The 19,973-nt window shown below is 62.3% G+C and carries 19 protein-coding genes; 14 read left to right on the top strand and 5 right to left on the bottom strand.

The window, feature by feature from the left end; translation table 11 throughout:
• The first annotated feature begins 1 nt into the window (after position 1).
• The 12 genes from nadD (at position 2) to DTP52_RS28080 (ending at position 12,040) form a co-directional block, all read left to right on the top strand.
• Positions 2 to 688 carry a nicotinate-nucleotide adenylyltransferase gene (gene nadD / locus DTP52_RS28140; RefSeq protein WP_109756291.1) on the top strand — a complete coding sequence of 229 codons (687 nt, stop codon included), beginning with the start codon at positions 2 to 4 and terminating at the stop codon, positions 686 to 688.
• A gap of 71 nt (positions 689 to 759) precedes the next feature.
• Positions 760 to 1,254, top strand: a complete 495-nt coding sequence (rsfS, locus tag DTP52_RS28135) for a ribosome silencing factor (RefSeq protein WP_109756290.1) — start codon at positions 760 to 762, stop codon at positions 1,252 to 1,254.
• A 9-nt stretch (positions 1,255 to 1,263) separates the two neighbouring features.
• On the top strand, positions 1,264 to 1,731 hold the full coding sequence (gene rlmH / locus DTP52_RS28130; protein WP_003185785.1) for a 23S rRNA (pseudouridine(1915)-N(3))-methyltransferase RlmH: 468 nt from the start codon (positions 1,264 to 1,266) through the stop codon (positions 1,729 to 1,731).
• A gap of 9 nt (positions 1,732 to 1,740) precedes the next feature.
• Positions 1,741 to 3,636 (top strand): penicillin-binding protein 2, encoded by a 1,896-nt coding sequence (gene mrdA / locus DTP52_RS28125; protein ID WP_109756289.1) that lies wholly within the window; start codon positions 1,741 to 1,743, stop codon positions 3,634 to 3,636.
• A 31-nt stretch (positions 3,637 to 3,667) separates the two neighbouring features.
• Positions 3,668 to 4,771, top strand: coding sequence for a rod shape-determining protein RodA (gene rodA, locus DTP52_RS28120; protein WP_162893928.1), 1,104 nt, complete (start codon positions 3,668 to 3,670; stop codon positions 4,769 to 4,771).
• Positions 4,772 to 4,788: 17 nt separating this feature from the next.
• Positions 4,789 to 5,799 (top strand): lytic murein transglycosylase B, encoded by a 1,011-nt coding sequence (mltB, locus tag DTP52_RS28115; RefSeq protein WP_109756287.1) that lies wholly within the window; start codon positions 4,789 to 4,791, stop codon positions 5,797 to 5,799.
• A complete protein-coding gene (locus DTP52_RS28110; protein WP_109756286.1) occupies positions 5,799 to 6,824 on the top strand; it encodes a septal ring lytic transglycosylase RlpA family protein in 1,026 nt (341 codons plus the stop codon). The genes mltB and DTP52_RS28110 overlap by 1 nt, the downstream gene beginning before the upstream one ends.
• 168 nt (positions 6,825 to 6,992) lie before the next feature.
• Complete coding sequence (locus DTP52_RS28105) at positions 6,993 to 8,150, top strand: D-alanyl-D-alanine carboxypeptidase family protein (RefSeq protein WP_060740482.1); 1,158 nt, start codon at positions 6,993 to 6,995, stop codon at positions 8,148 to 8,150.
• A gap of 81 nt (positions 8,151 to 8,231) precedes the next feature.
• Positions 8,232 to 8,507: a DUF493 domain-containing protein gene (locus tag DTP52_RS28100; RefSeq protein WP_003185772.1), complete on the top strand. Its 276-nt coding sequence runs from the start codon at positions 8,232 to 8,234 to the stop codon at positions 8,505 to 8,507.
• Positions 8,507 to 9,154, top strand: a complete 648-nt coding sequence (gene lipB, locus DTP52_RS28095; protein WP_095963499.1) for a lipoyl(octanoyl) transferase LipB — start codon at positions 8,507 to 8,509, stop codon at positions 9,152 to 9,154. Before DTP52_RS28100 ends, lipB begins: the two co-directional genes overlap by 1 nt.
• A 1-nt stretch (position 9,155) precedes the next feature.
• The gene (gene lipA, locus DTP52_RS28090) at positions 9,156 to 10,178 is read left to right on the top strand and encodes a lipoyl synthase (RefSeq protein WP_109756285.1); all 1,023 of its coding nucleotides are present in this window, start codon (positions 9,156 to 9,158) and stop codon (positions 10,176 to 10,178) included.
• A gap of 923 nt (positions 10,179 to 11,101) precedes the next feature.
• Positions 11,102 to 12,040, top strand: coding sequence for an LD-carboxypeptidase (locus DTP52_RS28080; RefSeq protein WP_109756283.1), 939 nt, complete (start codon positions 11,102 to 11,104; stop codon positions 12,038 to 12,040).
• Positions 12,041 to 12,151: 111 nt separating this feature from the next.
• Here the strand turns inward: DTP52_RS28080 and DTP52_RS28075 are convergent, their stop codons facing one another.
• The 5 genes from DTP52_RS28075 to leuS all read right to left on the bottom strand — a co-directional run bounded on the left by DTP52_RS28075 (position 12,152) and on the right by leuS (position 18,367).
• Entirely contained in the window at positions 12,152 to 13,474 is a 1,323-nt protein-coding gene (locus DTP52_RS28075) for a lytic murein transglycosylase (protein ID WP_109756282.1), read from the bottom strand.
• A 72-nt stretch (positions 13,475 to 13,546) separates the two neighbouring features.
• Complete coding sequence (gene arfA / locus DTP52_RS28070) at positions 13,547 to 13,711, bottom strand: alternative ribosome rescue factor ArfA (protein ID WP_030140368.1); 165 nt, start codon at positions 13,709 to 13,711, stop codon at positions 13,547 to 13,549.
• Positions 13,712 to 13,987: 276 nt separating this feature from the next.
• The gene (holA, locus tag DTP52_RS28065; RefSeq protein ID WP_109756281.1) at positions 13,988 to 15,025 is read right to left on the bottom strand and encodes a DNA polymerase III subunit delta; all 1,038 of its coding nucleotides are present in this window, start codon (positions 15,023 to 15,025) and stop codon (positions 13,988 to 13,990) included.
• A gap of 39 nt (positions 15,026 to 15,064) precedes the next feature.
• Entirely contained in the window at positions 15,065 to 15,670 is a 606-nt protein-coding gene (gene lptE, locus DTP52_RS28060) for an LPS assembly lipoprotein LptE (protein WP_109756280.1), read from the bottom strand.
• A 90-nt stretch (positions 15,671 to 15,760) separates the two neighbouring features.
• Positions 15,761 to 18,367, bottom strand: coding sequence for a leucine--tRNA ligase (gene leuS / locus DTP52_RS28055; RefSeq protein WP_109756330.1), 2,607 nt, complete (start codon positions 18,365 to 18,367; stop codon positions 15,761 to 15,763).
• 303 nt (positions 18,368 to 18,670) lie between these two features.
• Here leuS and DTP52_RS28050 point away from each other — a divergent pair, with 303 nt between their 5' ends.
• Both DTP52_RS28050 and DTP52_RS28045 read left to right on the top strand, forming a co-directional pair.
• A complete protein-coding gene (locus DTP52_RS28050) occupies positions 18,671 to 18,991 on the top strand; it encodes a hypothetical protein (RefSeq protein ID WP_109756279.1) in 321 nt (106 codons plus the stop codon).
• Between the two features lie 103 nt (positions 18,992 to 19,094).
• The gene (locus DTP52_RS28045) at positions 19,095 to 19,856 is read left to right on the top strand and encodes a YdcF family protein (RefSeq protein WP_109756278.1); all 762 of its coding nucleotides are present in this window, start codon (positions 19,095 to 19,097) and stop codon (positions 19,854 to 19,856) included.
• Positions 19,857 to 19,973: the final 117 nt, after the last annotated feature.

The following is a 19,973-nucleotide window of genomic DNA, read 5'->3' as shown; positions in this document are numbered from 1 at the left end:
CTTGGGCGACCTCGACCCGTCAGCCGCAGTGACGACGACAACTGCGCCCCGGCGCATCGGTATCCTGGGCGGCACGTTCGATCCGGTGCACATCGGTCATTTGCGCGGTGCGCTGGAAGTCGCCGATGCCCTGGTCCTCGATGAGCTACGCCTGACGCCCAGCGCCAGGCCGCCTCACCGGGACACGCCACAGGTGTCGGCGCAAGACCGCTTGGCGATGGTCGAGTGCGCGGTGGCCGGTGTGGCACCGTTGGTGGTGGACGCCCGCGAATTGCAGCGGGACAAACCGTCCTACACCATTGATACCCTGGAGCTGATGCGTGCCGAACTGGCCGCCGATGCCCAGGTTTTTCTGCTTCTGGGCTGGGACGCATTTTGCGGCCTGCCCACTTGGCATCGCTGGGAAGAGTTGCTCCAGCATTGCCACATCCTGGTGCTGCAACGCCCGGATGCCGACAGCGAGCCGCCGGATGCCTTGCGCAACCTGCTGGCGGCCCGCTCGGTGAGCGACCCGCTGGCCCTGAAAGGGCCGAGCGGACAGATTGCATTCGTCTGGCAGACGCCGCTCGCGGTATCCGCCACCCAGATCCGTCAACTGCTGGCCAGCGGTAAGTCGGTACGTTTCCTGGTGCCCGACGCGGTCCTGGCCTACATCGATGCGCACGGGCTGTACCGTGCGTCGAACTGAAAAAGGCGCGCTTCAAGGCACGTGAATGCGTGTAGCGAAGCGCCCGAACATACGAGCAAAACGAGTTTTATATGACTGACAAAGACGTAAACAAAGTAAAGCGCAAAGGCACGTTCAAAAGCGCCCCGCTGCCCGTAGAAGCCCATACCGGCGTGGCACTGGCCGGCGAAGAGCTGGTCAAGGTGGCCGTGGCGGCCCTCGAAGACGTCAAGGCCCAGGACATCCAGGTGATCGACGTTCGTGAAAAGCAGAGCATCACGGACTACATGATCATCGCCACCGGTACTTCCAACCGCCAGATCGGCGCGATGCTGGACAAGGTCCGCGAAGCGGTCAAGGCCAAGGGCGTCAAGCCGCTGGGTGAAGAAGGCAAGGGCGACAGCGACTGGGTGCTGCTGGACATGGACGACGTCATCGTGCACATGATGACCGCCTCGGCGCGCCAGTTCTACGACCTGGAGCGCCTGTGGGCCGGTGCCGAGCAGAGCCGTTCGGCCAGCGCCGCGCACCACAGCCCGGAAAATCCCCATGAGCACTTCACCAAGCTCAACAAAGACCAGCAATAAGGGACCGCTGTGCGACTGCGCCTGATCGCCGTCGGTTCTCGCATGCCCAAGTGGGTGGAAGAAGGCTGGCATGAATATGCCAAGCGTCTTCCGTCCGAGCTGGCCCTGGAACTGGTGGAAATTCCGCTCAATACCCGTGGCAAGAACGCCGACGTGGCGCGCTTCATCCGCCAGGAAGGCGAAGCCATGCTGGCCAAGGTTGGGCCGAACGAGCGCATTGTCACCCTCGAAGTCCACGGCAAGCCCTGGAGCACCGAGCAACTGGCGGTGGAGCTCGATCGCTGGCGGCTGGACTCGCGCACGGTCAATTTCATGGTCGGTGGCCCGGAAGGGCTGGCGCCGGAAGTTTGTGCCCGGGCTGATCAGCGCTGGTCGTTGTCGCCGTTGACGTTGCCACACCCGCTGGTGCGGATCCTGATCGGCGAACAGCTGTATCGTGCCTGGACAGTTCTGTCCGGGCACCCTTACCACAAGTAATCCTGCCCCATGCCTCAGCCGATCCGCATCAAGGACCACGAAAAAGACGCCCGCCTGGTGCGGGGCCGCGTCGTGTTCGGCGCCATTACCGTGGTGACGCTGATCGGCGTGCTGATTGCGCGGCTGTATTTCCTCCAGGTGATCCAGTACGAGTACCACTCGACCCTGTCGGAAAACAACCGGGTGCATGTGCAACCGATTCCGCCGACCCGCGGGCTGATCTTCGACCGCAACGGCGTGGTGGTGGCGGATAACCGGCCCAGCTTCAGCCTGAGCATGACCCGCGAGCGCTCCGGGGATTGGCAGCATGTGCTCGACGTGATCGTCGAAGTGCTGCAACTGACCCCCGAGGACCGGGCGATCTTCGAGAAGCGCATGCGCCAGGGCCGACGGCCGTTCGAGCCGGTGCCGATCCTGTTCGAGCTGACCGAAGAGCAGATCGCCCTGATCGCCGTGAACCAGTTCCGCCTGCCCGGCGTCGAGGTGGTGGCGCAACTGGTGCGGCACTATCCCCAGGGGCCGCACTTCGCCCACTCGGTCGGCTACATGGGGCGGATCAACGAGAAAGAGCTCAAGACCCTCGATCCGGTGAATTACAGCGGCACCCACCACATCGGCAAGACCGGCATCGAGCGCTTCTACGAGCCCGAGCTGCATGGCCAGGTGGGTTACGAGGAAGTCGAGACCAACGCCCGCGGCCGCGTCTTGCGGGTGCTCAAGCGTACCGACCCGATTCCTGGCAAGGACATCGTCCTGAGCCTGGACATCAAGCTGCAAGAGGCCGCCGAAGCGGCGCTGGGCGGGCGTCGTGGCGCCGTGGTGGCGCTGGACCCGAATACTGGCGAGGTGCTGGCGATGGTCAGCCAGCCGAGTTTCGACCCGAACCTGTTCGTCACCGGCATCAGCTTCAAGGCCTACGCCGAGTTGCGCGACTCCATCGACCGGCCGCTGTTCAACCGCGTGCTGCGCGGCCTCTATCCGCCGGGCTCGACCATCAAGCCGGCCGTAGCGATTGCCGGGCTGGACTCCGGCGTGGTCAACGCTTCGAGCCGGGTCTACGACCCCGGGTACTACATGCTGCCCAACTATGACCACAAGTACCGTAACTGGAACCGCACCGGCGACGGTTATGTGGACCTGGAAACGGCGATCATGCGGTCCAACGACACCTACTTCTATGACCTGGCCCACAAGCTGGGGATCGATCGGCTGTCGTCCTACCTGGGCAAGTTCGGCATCGGCCAGAAAGTCTCGCTGGACATGTTCGAAGAATCCCCCGGTTTGATGCCGTCCCGGGAGTGGAAGCGCGCGACCCGTCGCCAGGCCTGGTTCCCCGGTGAAACCCTGATCCTGGGGATCGGCCAGGGCTACATGCAGGCCACGCCGCTGCAACTGGCCCAGGCCACGGCCCTGGTGGCGAACAAGGGCAAGTGGTATCGCCCGCACCTGGCCAAGACCATCGAAGGCCAGAAGCCGGTAGACCCGAATCCGATGCCGGACATCATCCTGCGCAATCCGTCGGACTGGCAGAAGGTCAACAACGGTATGCAGCAGGTGATGCACGGTGCCCGGGGCACCGCCCGCAAGGCGGCTATCGGCGCGCAATACCGCATTGCCGGCAAGAGCGGTACGGCCCAGGTCGTCGCTATCAAGCAGGGCGAGAAATACGACCGCTCCAAGGTCCAGGAACGCCACCGCGACCACGCCTTGTTCGTTGGTTTCGCGCCCGCCGACAACCCGAAAATCGTTGTGTCGGTGATGGTCGAGAACGGGGAGTCCGGCTCTGGCGTCGCCGCGCCAGTGGTGCGCCAGATCATGGACGCCTGGTTGCTGGATGAGCACGGCCAGCTCAAGCCTGAATACGCAAGCCCCACCACCGCGGAGGCTACGGCCCGTGAAGAATAATTTCGACCGGATCCTCTCCAGCGAGGATGTGATGCGCCGCCGGGCCACCTTGTTGCAGCGCATGCACATCGACGGTCCGTTGCTGATCCTGCTGCTGACCCTGGCCGCCGGCAGCCTGTTCGTGCTGTATTCGGCCAGTGGCAAGAGCTGGGACCTGCTGGCCAAGCAGGCCACCTCGTTCGGGATCGGCCTGGTTTCGATGATCGTCATCGCCCAGCTCGAACCGCGATTCATGGCCCGCTGGGTGCCGCTGGCGTATGTAGTGGGCGTGAGCCTGCTGGTGGTGGTGGACGTAATGGGCCACAACGCCATGGGCGCCACCCGCTGGATCAACATTCCCGGGGTGATCCGCTTCCAGCCTTCGGAATTCCTCAAGATCATCATGCCGGCGACCATCGCCTGGTACCTGTCCAAGCGCTCCTTGCCGCCGCAGCTCAAGCACGTGTGCATCAGCCTGTTGCTGATCGGCATCCCGTTCATCCTGATCGTGCGCCAGCCGGACCTTGGCACTTCGCTGCTGATCCTGGCCGGCGGTGCTTTCGTGCTGTTCATGGGCGGGTTGCGCTGGCGCTGGATCCTCAGCGTGATCGCCATCGCGGTGCCGGTGTCGGTGGCCATGTGGTACTTCGTGATGCACGACTACCAGAAGCAGCGAATCCTGACTTTCCTCGACCCGGAGAGCGATCCGCTGGGCACCGGCTGGAACATCATCCAGTCCAAGGCCGCCATCGGCTCCGGCGGGGTGTTCGGCAAGGGCTGGCTGATGGGCACCCAGTCGCACCTGGACTTTTTGCCGGAAAGCCACACCGACTTCATCATCGCCGTGATGGGCGAGGAGTTCGGCCTGGTGGGCATCTGCGTGCTGCTGCTGATCTACCTGCTGCTGATCGGCCGCGGGCTGGTGATCACCGCCCAGGCCCAGACGTTGTTCGGCAAGTTGCTGGCGGGCAGCCTGACCATGACGTTTTTTGTTTATGTTTTCGTCAACATCGGTATGGTCAGTGGCCTATTGCCGGTCGTGGGGGTGCCGTTGCCATTCATTAGCTACGGAGGAACTTCGCTGGTGACACTACTGTCAGCGTTTGGGGTTTTGATGTCGATTCATACGCATCGCAAGTGGATCGCACAGGTTTGAATAAGGTGAAGAGTTCAATGCAAGCAATGCGTGGCTGGTCGACGCGATATGCGCCGTGGATCGGCCTGGTCGGCTTCCTGGGCAGTGCATCGCATGCCTTGGCGGGCGAATACGAAGGTTCGCCCCAGGTGGCCGAATTCGTCGGTGAGATGACCCGCGACTACGGTTTTGCCGGCGAGCAGCTGATGGGGGTGTTTCGCGAGGCCGAACGCAAGCAATCGATCCTCGACGCCATCTCTCGGCCTGCCGAGCGGGTCAAGCAGTGGAGCGAGTACCGGCCGATGTTCATCACCGAGGCGCGTATCGCCCGGGGCGTGGACTTCTGGCGCCAGCATGAGGCGGCCCTGGCCCGGGCCGAGCAGGAATACGGCGTGCCGGCCCAGTTCATTGTGTCGATCATTGGCGTGGAGACCTTCTTTGGCCGCAATACCGGGAATTTCCGGGTGATCGACGCGCTGTCGACCCTGGGTTTCGATTACCCGCCGCGCGCCGAGTTCTTCCGCAAGGAGCTGCGCGAGTTCCTGTTGCTGGCCCGCGAAGAGCAGGTCGATCCGCTGACCCTCAAGGGCTCCTATGCCGGGGCCATGGGCCTGCCGCAATTCATGCCCAGCAGTTTCCGCGCCTATGCGGTGGACTTTGACGGCGACGGCCACATCAATATCTGGACCAACCCGACCGACGCCATCGGCAGTGTCGCCAGCTATTTCAAGCGCCACGGCTGGGAAGCCGGCCAGCCGGTGGTCAGCCGTGCCGACGTGCGTGGCGAGCAGGTGGACGAGGGCCTGACCGAGGGCATCGAGCCGACGAAAACCGTCGGGGAGTTGCGGGCCCTGGGCTGGTCGAGTCATGATGCGCTGCGTGACGACATGCCGGTCACCGCGATGCGCCTGGAAGGCGAACAAGGTCCCGAATACTGGATGGGCCTGAAGAATTTCTACGCGATTACGCGTTATAACCGCAGCGTGATGTACGCCATGGCTGTATATCAACTGTCTGAAGAGCTGGTCAAAGCACGGGGCGTCAAATAATGCGGGCAATGCCTACCTATCAACCCCTGAAAGCCAAGCCCCTCAAGCTCGTGGCATTGGCTGCGCTGTCGTTGTTGGTCGTCAGTTGTTCGACCAGCCGCGCGCCGACCCAGAAAAACACCACTGCCGTGCGCGCGACGCCGGGCCTGGACATCAACCGGGCCCACAAGGACGGCGCGCCATGGTGGGACGTGGACGTCTCGCGCATTCCCGACGCCACGCCGACCCTGCACACCGGCCCCTACAAGGCCAACCCGTACACGGTGCTGGGCAAGACCTATTTCCCGATGGCCGACTCCAAGCGCTACGTGGCTTCGGGCACGGCGTCCTGGTATGGCACCAAGTTCCACGGCCAGAACACCGCCAATGGCGAAGTGTATGACCTGTATGGCATGAGCGCGGCCCACAAGACCTTGCCGCTGCCCAGCTATGTGCGGGTGACCAACCTGGACAACAACAAGAGCGTGATTCTGCGGGTCAATGACCGTGGGCCGTTCTATTCCGACCGTATCATCGACCTGTCGTATGCGGCGGCGAAAAAACTCGGTTACGCTGAAATCGGCACCGCCCGGGTCAAGGTCGAAGGCATCGACCCGCAGGAATGGTGGGCTCAGCGTGGCCGTCCGGCGCCTTTGATGCTCAACGAGCCGAAAGTGGCGCAAAATGCCGCGCCGACCGTGACGGCGTCCACCGGCACGGTCGAGCAGTGGACACCGCCGCCGCAGCAACACGCCGCGGCGGTGCTGCCGGTACAGATCGATGCAAAAAAAAACGCTTCTGCACCAGCGTCTGGCCAGTTTCTGCAAGTGGGCGCGTTCGCCAACCCGGACGCTGCCGAACTGCTCCGGTCGAAGCTGAGCTCGATGGTGAGCGCCCCGGTGTTCATCAGCTCGATCGTGCGCAACCAGCAGACACTGCATCGGGTGCGCCTGGGGCCGATCGGTTCTCCGGGTGAAGTCCAGCAAGTGCAGAACAGTGTGCGCCTGGCCAATCTCGGTTCGCCGAGCCTGGTCACCGCCGAGTGATTGATTGAGGCCCGCTTGCGGTTGGAGCGGGTCAGGTTGTTGGCTCCATGAATAATAAAAGCCCGGCAAGGGTGTGAGTGAGCAACTTAAATACGCGGCAACCCGTTAGAAGGCTGCCTGTTTTAGTTTTGCCTTCGGGCAAGTCCCATTAGCGATTTCGAGAGACGGATGAACATCACCACCTTTGCCAAACGCCTTTGCCTGCTAGTCCCGCTGCTTCTCTCACCGGCCGCGTTCGCGGTCGAGATGATGCCGGCCCCGCCTCAATTGGCTGCCAAATCCTTTGTGCTCATGGATGCCAGCAGCGGCGAGGTGCTGGTAGAGAACAACGGTGACCAGCGCCTGCCACCGGCCAGCCTGACCAAGCTGATGACCGCCTACATCGCCACCCTGGAGATCCGTCGCGGCCAGATCGGTGAAAACGATCCGGTGACCGTCAGCGAAAACGCCTGGCGCACCGGCGGTTCGCGGATGTTCATCAAGGTCGGTTCGCAAGTGACCGTCAGCGACCTGCTGCACGGCATCATCATCCAGTCCGGCAACGACGCCAGCGTCGCCCTGGCCGAGCACATCGCCGGCAGCGAAGATGCGTTCGCCGACATGATGAACAAAACCGTGGCCGACCTGGGCATGACCAACAGCCACTTCATGAACCCCACCGGCCTGCCGAACCCTGAGCACTATTCCTCGGCTCACGACATGGCGCTGTTGGCCCGGGCAATCATCCATGAAGACCCGGCGCACTACGCCATCTACTCCCAGAAGGAATTCTTCTGGAACGGCATCAAGCAGCCTAACCGCAACCTGCTGCTGTGGCGCGACAAGACCGTCGATGGCCTGAAGACCGGTCACACCGACGAAGCCGGCTACTGCATGGTGTCTTCGGCGGTGCGTGACGGCATGCGCCTGATCGCCGTCGTCTTCGGCACCAGCAGCGAAGTGGCCCGTGCCGCCGAGACCCAGAAGCTGTTGACCTATGGCTTCCGCTTCTTCGAAACCCAGACCTTCTACCAGAAGGGCACCGAACTGGCCCAGGCCCAGGTCTGGAAAGGCTCGAGCAACCAGGTCAAGGCCGGCCTGGCCCAGGACCTGACCATGACCCTGCCCAAGGGCCAGCTCAAGAAGCTCGCTGCCAGCATGACCATGAACCCGCAACTGACCGCTCCCATCGCCAAGGGCGACGTGATCGGTAAAGTCGAAGTCAAACTGGACGACAAAGTGGTGCACAGCGCTGACCTGATCGCTCTGGACGCGGTCGAGGAAGGTGGTATCTTCCGCCGCATCTGGGATAGCATCCGTCTATTCTTCTACGGCTTGTTCAACTGATTGAAGTGTTGACCTGCATGGCCCCGTTTCCATCCGGAGCGGGGCCATGTGCGTTACCACGGCTTACGAGGCCGTTACGCCATGACAGACTCTGAAGTAAAGGCGCCAAAAATCGAATTCCCTTGCGCGGATTATCCGATCAAGGTGATTGGCGACACCGGTGTGGGTTTCAAGGACCGGATCATCGCGATCCTTGAAAAACATGCCACCGTTGATCACAAGACCCTGGCCGAACGCCAGAGTACCAACGGCAAGTACACGACGATCCAGTTGCACATCATTGCCACCGGCCAGGAACAGCTCTACGACATCAACAGCGAGCTGCGAGCGACCGGTTTCGTGCACATGGTGTTGTGATGCCGGGCACGCTGGGCTTTCGCGAGCTGGGCACGATGGCCTACGAGCCGGTCTGGCATGCCATGCAACGCTTCACCAACGAACGCGGCAACACCGCCGACGATGAAGTCTGGCTGGTGGAACACCCACCGGTGTTCACCCAGGGCCAGGCCGGCAAGGCCGAGCACCTGTTGTTGCCGGGGGATATCCCGGTGGTGAAGGTCGACCGGGGCGGGCAGGTGACCTACCATGGCCCTGGCCAACTGGTTGCCTATCTGTTGCTGGATGTGCGCAAGCTGGGGTTTGGCGTGCGCGAGCTGGTCACCCGCATGGAGACATGCCTGATCGAGCTGCTGGCCAGCTACGGTGTTACGGCGGCGGCCAAGCCGGATGCGCCGGGTGTCTACGTCGACGGGGCGAAAATCGCGTCCCTGGGTTTGCGGATCCGCCACGGCTGTTCGTTTCATGGCCTGGCCTTGAACGTGGACATGGACCTTGCGCCATTTCGACGGATTAATCCCTGTGGCTACGCTGGACTGGCAATGACCCAGTTGAGCGAGCACGCAGGATCGATTGAATTTGCCGAGGTAAGTGCCCGGCTGCGCGCGCAGCTCGTCAAACACCTCGACTATGCTGAGCAGACGACCCTCACGGGCGGAATCGACTGATATGACTACTGATGCAGTGCAAACCATTATCCCGACGCAGGACGTCACCGAGCGTCCGGCCCCGCGTGCCAAGGTAGAGGCCGGCGTCAAGCTGCGCGGCGCCGAGAAGGTTGCACGCATCCCGGTCAAGATCATCCCGACCACCGAATTGCCGAAGAAACCGGACTGGATCCGCGTGCGCATCCCGGTGTCCCCGGAAGTCGACCGGATCAAGGCTCTGCTGCGCAAGCACAAGCTGCACAGCGTCTGCGAAGAAGCCTCCTGCCCGAACCTGGGCGAATGCTTCTCTGGCGGCACCGCCACGTTCATGATCATGGGCGACATCTGCACCCGTCGCTGCCCGTTCTGTGACGTCGGCCACGGCCGTCCGAAACCATTGGACGTGAATGAGCCAGAAAGCCTGGCCATCGCCATCGCCGACCTGAAGCTCAAGTACGTGGTCATCACCTCGGTGGACCGCGACGACCTGCGTGATGGCGGTGCCCAGCATTTTGCCGATTGCATCCGCGAGATCCGCAAGCTGTCGCCGAACGTCCAGCTGGAAACCCTGGTGCCCGATTACCGTGGCCGCATGGACATCGCCCTGGAAATCACCGCTGCCGAGCCGCCGGATGTGTTCAACCACAACCTGGAGACCGTGCCGCGCCTGTACAAGGCTGCGCGTCCGGGTTCGGACTATCAGTGGTCGCTGACCCTGTTGCAACGCTTCAAGCAGATGATGCCGCACATCCCGACCAAGTCCGGTTTGATGCTGGGCCTGGGGGAAACCGACGAGGAAGTCATCGAGGTCATGAAGCGCATGCGTGAGCATGACATCGATATGCTGACCTTGGGGCAGTACCTGCAGCCTTCGCGTAGTCACTTGCCGGTGCAGCGTTTTGTGCACCCGGATACCTTTGCCTGGTTTGCTGAGGAAGGGTACAAGATGGGGTTCAAGAACGTTGCTTCGGGGCCGTTGGTGCGGTCTTCGTATCATGCGGATGAGCAGGCTAAGTTGGTCAAGGCTGAGCTGCTCGGGTCCTGATTTTTTAGCGTTGGTTTTTAGGGTGGTGTGTATATCCGTTTTTTGCGTAACGGCGGCTTATGGTTCCGCTCTTACAGCGGGTCACTTTTGAAAAGCCCGGAAGCCGGCCCAGTCAAAAGTAACCAAAACGCTCTTGCCCCACCACTCGGTGCCTCGCTAGGGCTCGGCATGCCTTCACTCCGGCATTGGTTCGTGGGCCGCCGCGAAGGGCCATCCATGGCCCAGCGCGGCTTACCCGGCATCCATGCCGGGTTGCCCACGAACCAATGCCTGCGTTCAGCCATCGTGGTTAACGGGGCGCCCGAGATCAACGTCCACCGCGAGGCGGCCTGGCAGCCGGCCTGGTTTGGGGGGATCGCGTTTCTCCTGTGGGAGCGGGCTTGCTCGCGAAAGCGGTGGGTCAATTTGCGGTGATGTTGGATGTGCTGACGCCTTCGCGAGCAAGCCCGCTCCCACAAGTTTTGTATCGTGCGCGGATGTTGTGAGCACCCACAACCCATGTGGGAGCGAGTCTGCTCGCGATAGCGGTGGTTCAGCTACAAAGATGCTGGATGTATCCCGATCTGGCTTTGCTTTGCTTTGCTTTGCTTTGCTTTGCTTTGCTTTGGATCTTGATCTTGATCTTGATCTTGATCTTGAGGCCCCGTTAAACCACGCTGGCCGAACGCAGGCATTGCGCAGTGGGCATCCCGGCATGGATGCCGGGATAGCCGCGCTGGGCCATGGATGGCCCTTCGCGGCGGTCCACGGAGCAATGCCGGAGTGAGGGCATGCCGAGCCTAGGCGAGGCACTGAGTGGTGGGGCAAAGCGTTTTTGGTTACTTTTGGCGCTTTTCCAAAAGTGACCCGCTGTAAGAGCGGAACCATAAGTGGCCGTTACCGCAGAAACGGATATACACACGATCAAAAAAGCCGGGAACCCCATGGCCCACACCTTGACCCCCCATCACCCCGTCCCGGCACTCCCGCCAGAAGGCCTGATCGCTGTGATCGCCCCCGCCGGCCCCGCCCCGCTGGACACGGACAAAGCCATCCAATGGATGCGCGCAAGGGGTCATGAGCTGCGAATATTCCCAGGCGTCTACGAAAAGGACAACTACCTGGCCGGCAGCGACGAAGTACGTCTCAACGACCTGCACGCCGCCTTCGCCGACCCAGAAGTCAAAGCCATCATCTGCCTGCGCGGCGGCTACGGCACGCCCCGCCTGCTGGACCGCATCGACTTCGACCTCCTGCGACGCAACCCCAAGCCATTCATCGGCTACAGCGACATCACCGCCCTACATCTGGCCATCAGCCGTTACGCAGGCTTCGTCACCTTCCACGGACCTTTGCTCAACGCCGATCTGCTGGGCAACAAGGAGCCCCCAACCGTCACCTCGTTTTTCAGCCTGCTGCATGGGCAGTTGAAGGCCGGTAGTACACTGGACCATCCCGCCGCATATCCATTGACCACCGTCGAGCCGGGCATTGCCCACGGGCGTCTGCTGGGGGGCAACCTGTCGATCATCGCCGCGACCATGGGCACGCCTTATCAGATCGATGCCGACGGGGTGATCCTGTTCATCGAAGACGTCAACGAGCCGCTGTATCGTATCGACCGGCTGCTGACCCAACTACGCTTGGCCGGCACGTTGCACAAGCTACGCGGCGTGTTGGTGGGGGATGTGGCTGGGGTCGATGTCGAGGCGTTGAACCGCTTGCTCAAGCAGACCTTCGAGCCATTGCGCATTCCGGTGTTGTCGGGCTGGCGCAGTGGGCATTGCGATCCGAACCTGACGTTGCCCATGGGGGCATTGGTGACGTTGGATGCGGGGGAGAAGCGGTTGGTGTTGGAGCAGGATGTGGTAGTCAGTCGCTAGTCATATAGCGCCTGCGAATCAGCCATCGCGAGCAGACTCGCTCCCACAGGTTGATCGGAATACCTGTGGGAGCGAGCCTGCTCGCGATGGCGGTAGCGGCCATAAGCTGATTCAGCGGCTACGCAACGCCTCCAGCAACTGGTGCGTCGGATACCCATCCGCCGGCCAGCCGAACGACTGCTGGGCGCTGCGGATGGCTTTGCGGGTGTTGGCGCCGATGATGCCGTCGGGGTTGCCCGCGTCGTAGTTGTGCTTGCCCAGCAGGGTCTGCAGTTCGATGCGTTCGCTGCGGCTCAGGGGCAGATCTTCTTTTGGCCACTGGCCGTAGACCAACCCTGCACCGCTGAAGCGCTGTGACAACAAGCCAACCGCCAGGGCGTAGGAGGATGAGTTGTTGTACTTGAGAATGGCGCGGAAGTTATCGAAGATCAGGAACGCCGGGCCGCGATGGCCGGCTGGCAACAGCAGGGCCGCCGATAGCTGTGCTTGATCGGGGGCTGTCGGCAGGCCGCCATATGCTGAAACGCCCAGCCGCATCCATTCGGAAACGGGCTTGCGGATCGTGCCATCGGCTAGCGTGTAGTCGAAGCCTTCACTGAGCGAGACCTCGAAGCCCCACGGCTGGCCGCGTTGCCAGCCGGAGCTTTGCAGGTAATGGGCGGTCGAGGCCAGGGCATCGGTGGAGCTGCCCCAGATGTCGCGGCGACCGTCGCCGTCGAAATCCACCGCATGGGTGTTGTACGTGGTGGGAATGAACTGGGTCTGGCCCATGGCGCCGGCCCACGACCCGAGCATTTTTTCCGGTGTGATGTCGCCTTGTTGCAGGATCTGCAGGGCCGCGATCAGTTGCGCATGGGCAAAGCCCGGGCGCCGTCCTTCGTAGGCGAGGGTCGCCAGGGAATTGATCACCGACTTGGTGCCTTGGAACTGACCAAAGTTGCTCTCCATACCCCACACCGCCACCAGCGCCTCGCGATCGACGCCATAACGCTGCTCGATGCTTTGCAGGACCTGGGCGTTCTGTTGAATCAGGCTCTTGCCCTTGTTGACTCGCAGTGGCGACAACGCGCCATCGAGGTATTCCCACACCGGGCGGGTGAACTCCGGCTGGCTGCGATCGGCCTTGATCACGCTCATGTCCGGGCTGACGCCGATAAATGCACGGTCGAACAGATCGCCACGGATCCCGGCGGCCAGTGCCTCCTTGCGAAACCCGGCCTGCCATTCGGCGAAGGTCTGGGTGGGCGCAATGGTCAGCTCGTCACCGGTCGGCACCACGGGTGGCACGATGGCCGGAGCGGTCACGGCAGGGGCGGTCTGGAGTGGTTGGGCGTCGGCGGCAGTGGGTTTTTCGGCGCAGGCGACAAGCAGGACAACGCTTGCGGCAACAATCATTTGGCGCAATGGCCAACGATGGGAAAGACAGAAGGGCATGCACGGGTCCAGAAATACAAATCAGGTGCTGACCTTAACATGCGAAAGGGGCGTAGGGCTTGTCCGGTTGTTTCAAGCTGCCAGAAAGCAAGAAGCCTCCCAGTTGTCAGACTGGAAGGCTTCGCGGCGGTAGCTGCCCTTGCCCTTGGCGGGTCGTTCCTGGCGGCTGCGGAACAGGGGTTGGGCGACGATGGACTTGGCCTTGTTGGGGCCATGCCTGGATGGCTTTTTGCTCATGATGGGATCTCTCGTGGGGTGGTTTTTGCGGGGCAAATCATGGGACAGAGTTGGGAGGTTGTCCAGTCCCTGGGTTGTGCAAGCAGTGTCATCAGACGGACACGCAACTTGTGGTGGAAGATGACCTGTGGCGAGGGGATTTATCCCCGCTGGGGCGCGAAGCGCCCCCATTACAAACTGCCTGACACTCCACGGCGCCTAGTTTTGGGGTTGCTTCGCAACCCAGCGGGGATAAATCCCCTCGCCACAGGTATGCAGTGTGCTTCTGCTGAGTGACTACTCAGCGGGCAAAGGCAGTCGCTGCCCAGCCATCAACAGTGACAACCGGCTCAGGCTCATCCATGGCGAGCCAGCGGCCTGGCCCTTGATCTGCGCATCGATGCGCTGGGCCTCGAGTAGCAATTGCGCCCAGCGCGGTGCGGAGTAGCGTTGCAGGGCCTTGCTCATCAGCGGTTTGCGTTTGTCCCAGACGGGCGGGCGGGCCTGGCTGAAGGCTTTGTCCAGCGGTACACCCTGGCTGTATTGCAGGGACAGGTTGGCCAGCAGGCGCAACTCCCGGGCCAGGGCCCAGAGGATCACCGGCGGCTCGACGCCTTCGCCCCGTAGACCTTCGAGCATGCGCAGGGCATGGGCGGCTTCGCCGTTGAGGATCGCATCGGTCAGCCCGAAGACATCGAAGCGCGCGCTGTCGGCCACGGCAGCCTGCACCGTTTCCACGGTGATCTGCCCGCCTTCGGCCATTAGTTTGAGCTTTTCGATTTCCTGGGCGGCGGCCAGCAAGTTGCCTTCGACCCGGGCGGCGATCAGCTCCACCGCGTCCTGGCTGGCCGAGAGGCCGGCCTGGGACAGGCGCTGGCGGATCCAGCTGGGCAACTGGCTGACATCCACCGGCCAGATCTGCACGAACTGGGTTTGCGGCCCTTCGACCAGGGCCTTGCCCCATTTGGTCTTCTGCGCGCTACCGTCGAGTTTCGGCAAGCTGATCAGCAGCACCGTGTCTTCGGCGGGGCGCGAGCAGTATTCGATCAGCGCGGCGGCACCCTTGTCACCGGGTTTGCCGGAGGGTAGACGCAGTTCCAGCAGGCGTTTTTCGGCGAACAACGACATGCTCGCCCCGGCTTGCAGCAGCGTGCCCCAGTCGAAACTGGCGTCGGCGGCGAATACCTGGCGTTCATCGAAACCTTGCTGGCGTGCCGCAGAACGGATGGCGTCGGCGGCTTCCTGGCACAGCAGTGGGTCATCGCCACTGATGATGTAGACCGGCGCGAGGGCGCCTTGCAGGTGTTTGCCGAGTTGAGCGGGAGCGAGCTTCATAAGAGCGGGCGAGCGGGACGCCGGAGCGCCCCGCAAGGCTTATTCAGCCGGGATCTGCATTGGTGACTGTTGCGGGGTTTCCGCTTCAGCCTTGCGTGCCGCTTCCAGCGCATCGGCTTCGGCCTTGGCGCGAGCATCGGCAGTCTGTTGCAGTTGCTCCAACTGGGCAGGGCTCAGTTGTTGCAGACGCAGCATCATGCGCTGTATGAGTTCACGGCGCATTTCGCCGCGCACTTCGATGGACTCCTGGTCGGAGCCGGTGATGTTGTTGCCGTCGTGCAGGTAGACCTTCTGCACTTGCAGTTTGTCGTCCATCAGCACCAGGTCGTTATGGCCGCGAATCTCATAGCTCAGCACGTTGTTCAGTTCGTACTCGGCCGAACGACCAGCGCCGGCATAGCTCAGGCTGCGCTGGCTTTGCTGTTCGCGAGTCAATACGAGCTTGTACGGGGCGCCGCTGTAGACTTTCACGCCGCTGCTTTCCAGGTTGTCGCGCAGCATTTTAACGGTGTCGCCATAGGCGTCCCGTGCGCTGAGGTCCAGTTCCTTGATCGCCAGCTCGGTGGTGCCGGTGCCGCGCAGTTGGAAGCCGCAGGCGCTCAACAGGACCGCCAGGCCCACTACCAGCAGATTACGTTTGATCATCTTGTTGCTCCCCTTGAACCCTATGGGGGTCGACCATGCGACCCCGCAGGTTGTATTCGGCGCCAGGCTTGAGCCTCGCGCCCGATCCAATTAGCTTGCGACGATGTTGACCAGCTTGCCGGGCACGACGATCACTTTGCGGATCGTCAGGCCATCGACAAAGCGCAGTACGTTGTCATTGGCCCGCGCAGCGGCTTCGACTTCTTCACGCGTGGCGGCGGCCGGCATTTCGATCTGGCCGCGCAGCTTGCCGTTGACCTGGATGACCAGGGTCAAGCTGTCCTGCACCAGCGCGGTTTCGTCCACCACCGGCCAGCTGGCGTCGATCACCGGGTCGGCGTGACCCAGGCGATTCCACAGCTCGTGGCTGATGTGCGGTGTGATTGGCGCCAGCAGCAAGGTCACGGCTTCCAGGCCTTCGTGAACCAGTGCGCGATCCTGCTCGGTGCCTTGCGCGGCTTTTTCCAGCACGTTCATCAGCGTCATCACCTGGGCGATGGCGGTGTTGAATTTGTGGTTCTGGCCGACGTCATGGCTGGCCTGCTTGATGGCCAGGTGGATCGAGCGACGAATGGCTTTCTGTTCGTCGTTCAGGCGGCTGATGTCCAGTTTGCCCGGCAGGCCCTGGGTGACGTGGGCTTGCGCCAGGCGCCAGACACGCTTGAGGAAGCGGTGCGAGCCCTCGACGCCCGAGTCGGACCACTCTGCGCTCATGTCAGGTGGCGAGGCGAACATCATGAACAGGCGGCAGGTGTCGGCGCCGAACTGGTCGATCATCGATTGCGGGTCAACGCCGTTGTTCTTCGACTTGGCCATCTTCTCGGTGCCGCCGATTTCCACCGGCAGGCCGTCGGCGATCAGCTTGGCACTGATCACCTTGGCTTTGCTGTCGCGTTCGAGTTCGACGTCGCTCGGGTTGAACCAGGTGTAGGCGCCGTTGGCTTCGCGACGATAGTAAGTCTCGGCGATCACCATGCCCTGGGTCAGCAGGTTCTTGAACGGTTCGTTGGAGCTCACCAGGCCTTCGTCACGCATCAGCTTGTGGAAGAAGCGCGCGTAGAGCAGGTGGAGAATGGCGTGTTCGATACCGCCGATATATTGATCCACCGGCAACCAGTGGTCAGCCGCGGATTTCTCCACCAGGCCACCTTCATAGTGCGGTGAGGCGTAGCGGGCGTAGTACCACGAGGACTCGACGAAGGTGTCCATGGTGTCGGTTTCACGCTTGGCCGGTGCGCCGCATTTCGGGCAGCTGCATTCATAGAACTCAGGCATGCGTGCCAGGGGCGAACCGGCGCCGTCGGGTACGACGTCTTCCGGCAGGACCACGGGCAGCTGGTCTTCCGGCACCGGTACGTCACCGCAGGTGTCGCAATGCACGATCGGGATCGGGCAGCCCCAGTAACGCTGGCGGCTGATGCCCCAGTCCCGCAGGCGGAACTGGGTGCGCGAGGCGCCGAGGTTTTTCTTGATCAGGGCCACTTCGATGGCATCGAACGCGCCGGGGAAATCCAGGCCGTCGAATTCGCCGGAGTTGATCAGCTCGCCGTGTTCGCCGTAGGCGTCCTGCCAAGGAGCCGGGGTCTGGTCACCGGCGCTGGTGCGCACGACGGCTTTGACCGGCAGGTTGTACTTGTGGGCGAATTCGAAATCGCGCTCGTCGTGGGCCGGCACGGCCATGACCGCACCGTCGCCATAGTGCATCAGCACGTAGTTGGCGACCCATACCGGCAGTTTCTCGCCGGTGAGCGGATGCTCGACGAACAGCGAGGTTGGCAGGCCTTTCTTTTCCTGGGTGGCGACGTCGGCTTCGGCAACGCTACCGCCCTTGCATTCGGCGATGAACGCTTGCAGCTCGGGGTTGTTGCGGGCGGCCAGGGTCGCCAGCGGGTGCTCGGCGGCCACGGCCACATAGGTGGCCCCCATCAGCGTGTCCGGACGGGTGGTGAAGACTTTCAGGGCGCCGGCTTCGCCAATGGAGGCGACGTCGTAGGGGAACTGCACTTCCATGCCCCGGGACTTGCCGATCCAGTTGCGCTGCATGGTCTTGACCTGTTCAGGCCAACCAGTCAGTTCGTCGAGGCTCTCCAGGAGTTCATCCGCATAGGCGGTGATCTTGAAGTAGTACATCGGGATTTCGCGCTTTTCGATCAGCGCGCCGGAACGCCAGCCGCGACCGTCGATCACCTGCTCGTTGGCCAGTACGGTCTGGTCCACCGGGTCCCAGTTCACGGTGCCGTTCTTGCGGTAGATCACGCCTTTTTCGAACAGGCGGGTGAACAGCCATTGTTCCCAGCGGTAGTACTCGGGCTTGCAGGTGGTGACCTCGCGGGACCAGTCCACCGCCAGGCCCAGGCTGCGCAGTTGGGTCTTCATGTAGGCGATGTTTTCGTAGGTCCACTTGGCGGGGGCCACGTTGTTCTTCATCGCGGCGTTTTCCGCCGGCATGCCGAAGGCGTCCCAACCCATGGGTTGCAGGACGTTCTTGCCTTGCATGCGCTGGTAACGGGAGATCACGTCGCCGATGGTGTAGTTGCGCACGTGCCCCATGTGTAGCTTGCCGCTGGGGTAAGGGAACATCGACAGGCAGTAGTAAGTCTCCTTGCCTGGCTGTTCACTGACTTCAAAGGACTTTTGCTCGTCCCAGAACGACTGGGCGGCGGCTTCGATTTCACGGGGCTGGTAGTGTTCGTGCATGGCTACTTTTGTACTGAATGGGGTGGCCCAATCCTCTTCGTTGCCATGCTGGACGCAGACGACGCCGAATGCGGCGTTTTCGATGTCCAGCCAAGCTGGAAGTGGAGTTACAGGAAGCGCCGTAGCATACATGACCGCGCTCTGCCGAGGGAAACCCTGATTGCTGCTCAACCGTTGCCAAACCATTGTCAATCATCGGCGATGACCGGTGTTCAGGGCCGTTGGTCGCGGCGCCCTGCCGGTTTGCCCAGCGAAGCTAAGCTTCTCAATGGGGAGTGAGTCTTATCTTCAATGAGGTGAGGGATGGTTGAATCACAACGAAAAGTCGCTACACCTGAGTTGTATGAAAAACTGATCGATCGTCTCGGGGTTGCCCTGGACGCTGCAAGAACCGCCGGTCGCTTGCGTGATGAACGCCCGGCAGAGCTGGAACTGCGTGGCTTGAGCCCCGCAGAGTTCGAACTGGTCAAGGCTTACCTCGAACAGGCCGGACATCAAGCTCCCACCAGTGGGGCCCAGGTACTCAAGCGTCTCGATGCGCCCCGTTCGGCCAAGGTTGTATGGCTCAAGGACCGGACGCCTGACAAGGATGCTGTAAAGGTCCGGTCGCTGCAGTTCAAGTAAAGCCGGATTCACGCGTGTCGCTCTTTTTGATTCAAGGTTTTTTCGAATCTGTTGTCGCTTTGCGTCAACCCACCTAGGCTTCGGGCATCTATGGAGATGCCCGATGCCGTTTCGCTATTTCATCAAACAACTTTTATTGCCGCCCGGCATTCTTTTGCTGTTGTTGGCGCTTGCCTGGTGGTGGCGCAACTCTCGGCCGCGTCTGGCCCGTCTGTGCTTTTTCGTTGGGTTGGGTGGTTTCTGGCTGATGAGCCTGCCCGTGGTGGTGCAATGGAGCGCCAGGGCGCTGGAGCGCGAACCGCCGTTGTTGCTCAGTGATTGGGCGACCCTGGCCCAACGTGCCGACGCCATTGTGGTGCTCGGTTCGGGCCGTGAACGCGGTGACCTGGCCTGGGGCGCCGACCAACCCACCGGCGTCGGCTTGGAGCGCCAGCGTTATGCCGCGCGACTGGCCAAGGCTTCAGGCTTGCCGGTGCTGACATCCGGTGGCTTGCACTATGGCACCCCGCCCAGCGAGGCCAGGCTGATGGCGGATTCGATGCTGGAGGATTTCGGCGTCAACGTGCGCTGGCAGGAGGGGCGTAGCCGTACGACCTGGGAAAACGCCCGGATGAGCGCCGAAATCCTGCTGCCGCAAGGCATCAAGCGGGTCGTGGTGGTCACCCAGGCCTGGCACATGCCACGGGCGGTCTGGAGTTTCCAGCGGTCGGGGTTTGACGTGGTGCCGGCGCCGGTGGGGTTCCTGGGGCAGGACAATGCCCGGCCGTTGGGCGGCTGGATGCCGGAGTTCAAGGCGATCTGGCAATCCGGGCAGTTGATGAATGAGGCGGTGGGGCTGGTGGGGTATTGGTTGTTCTATCGCTGAAACACCGCGCGGAGTGAAGTGATCGCTGTTGTGGCGAGGGAGCTTGCTCCCGCTGGACTGCGAAGCAGGCCCTGTTTTTGGGGCCGCTGCGCGCCCCAGCGGGAGCAAGCTCCCTCG

This window comes from Pseudomonas sp. 43mfcvi1.1, assembly GCF_900115935.1.
Taxonomy (GTDB): domain Bacteria; phylum Pseudomonadota; class Gammaproteobacteria; order Pseudomonadales; family Pseudomonadaceae; genus Aquipseudomonas; species Aquipseudomonas bijieensis.
This window is presented reverse-complemented; position numbering and strand designations above follow the sequence as displayed.

Excerpts from the sequence above, each read along its gene's own strand:
- rsfS (WP_109756290.1), top strand. The coding sequence starts at position 760 with ATGACTGACAAAGACGTAAACAAAGTAAAGCGCAAAGGCACGTTCAAA.
- mrdA (WP_109756289.1), top strand. The coding sequence starts at position 1,741 with ATGCCTCAGCCGATCCGCATCAAGGACCACGAAAAAGACGCCCGCCTG.
- rodA (WP_162893928.1), top strand. The coding sequence starts at position 3,668 with ATGCGCCGCCGGGCCACCTTGTTGCAGCGCATGCACATCGACGGTCCG.
- mltB (WP_109756287.1), top strand. The coding sequence starts at position 4,789 with ATGCAAGCAATGCGTGGCTGGTCGACGCGATATGCGCCGTGGATCGGC.
- DTP52_RS28110 (WP_109756286.1), top strand. The coding sequence starts at position 5,799 with ATGCGGGCAATGCCTACCTATCAACCCCTGAAAGCCAAGCCCCTCAAG.
- DTP52_RS28105 (WP_060740482.1), top strand. The coding sequence starts at position 6,993 with ATGAACATCACCACCTTTGCCAAACGCCTTTGCCTGCTAGTCCCGCTG.
- DTP52_RS28100 (WP_003185772.1), top strand. The coding sequence starts at position 8,232 with ATGACAGACTCTGAAGTAAAGGCGCCAAAAATCGAATTCCCTTGCGCG.
- lipB (WP_095963499.1), top strand. The coding sequence starts at position 8,507 with ATGCCGGGCACGCTGGGCTTTCGCGAGCTGGGCACGATGGCCTACGAG.
- lipA (WP_109756285.1), top strand. The coding sequence starts at position 9,156 with ATGACTACTGATGCAGTGCAAACCATTATCCCGACGCAGGACGTCACC.
- DTP52_RS28080 (WP_109756283.1), top strand. The coding sequence starts at position 11,102 with ATGGCCCACACCTTGACCCCCCATCACCCCGTCCCGGCACTCCCGCCA.
- DTP52_RS28075 (WP_109756282.1), bottom strand. The coding sequence starts at position 13,474 with ATGCCCTTCTGTCTTTCCCATCGTTGGCCATTGCGCCAAATGATTGTT.
- arfA (WP_030140368.1), bottom strand. The coding sequence starts at position 13,711 with ATGAGCAAAAAGCCATCCAGGCATGGCCCCAACAAGGCCAAGTCCATC.
- holA (WP_109756281.1), bottom strand. The coding sequence starts at position 15,025 with ATGAAGCTCGCTCCCGCTCAACTCGGCAAACACCTGCAAGGCGCCCTC.
- lptE (WP_109756280.1), bottom strand. The coding sequence starts at position 15,670 with ATGATCAAACGTAATCTGCTGGTAGTGGGCCTGGCGGTCCTGTTGAGC.
- leuS (WP_109756330.1), bottom strand. The coding sequence starts at position 18,367 with ATGCACGAACACTACCAGCCCCGTGAAATCGAAGCCGCCGCCCAGTCG.
- DTP52_RS28050 (WP_109756279.1), top strand. The coding sequence starts at position 18,671 with ATGGTTGAATCACAACGAAAAGTCGCTACACCTGAGTTGTATGAAAAA.
- DTP52_RS28045 (WP_109756278.1), top strand. The coding sequence starts at position 19,095 with ATGCCGTTTCGCTATTTCATCAAACAACTTTTATTGCCGCCCGGCATT.